Annotated in this window: 1 protein-coding gene; it reads right to left on the reverse strand. The window is 56.6% G+C overall.

What is annotated here, in order from left to right:
* Positions 1 to 119: 119 nt before the first annotated feature.
* On the reverse strand, positions 120 to 670 hold a 551-nt coding region (locus J5M71_RS26310), incomplete at its 5' end, for an HDOD domain-containing protein (RefSeq protein WP_207838389.1).

Consider the following 670-nt stretch of genomic DNA (forward strand, 5'->3'; position numbering starts at 1 on the left):
ATCCCCGCTCGGCTGCGCAGCAGTCGCAGTTCAGCGATCACAATCTGTCTGGAAAAAACCGGGTTGCAGAGTTCAGGGTCGCTTCGCAACCCAACGGGGATAAATCCCCTCACTACAAGTCAGTAGAACATCGACCGCGATTCTTCCAGATCCGCGCAGAACTGCTTGTTCTCCGGGTCAATCCCCAGCTTCCTGAACGCCGGCACGCTAAACGGGTCAATCCGCGCAAACGGATGATCGGTGTCCTTGCGGCAATACAAATTGGCTACTTGCACGACATCGACGTAATCGATGCGCGCCGAGTCGAGGCTGAAGTCTTGATACAGCAAAGGCAAATGCACCAGGCGATCGGGAAACTCACAGACCCGCAGCAATTTCTCGCCGAGCAATGGGTGAATCTGCTCGATCACATGGGTCAGGCTGACCGCATCTGAGAGCAGTTCATTGTGGTCTTCGGCGTAAGTCAGGATCGGCAACACACCAATCTGATGCACCAGCCCGCCGAGTGCCGCCTGATCGGGTTTGAGCTGAGTGTGACGACGACACAGCGCATAGCTGACGCCAGCGATTTCCAGACTGCTGCGCCAGACTTCGCGCATTTTCTGTTCGACCACTTCGGAGCGGGCGTTGAAGATCTGCTCCATCACCAGACCGATCGCCAGGTTGCTGC

The sequence above is a fragment of the Pseudomonas sp. 43(2021) genome (assembly GCF_017490805.1).
Classification (GTDB): domain Bacteria; phylum Pseudomonadota; class Gammaproteobacteria; order Pseudomonadales; family Pseudomonadaceae; genus Aquipseudomonas.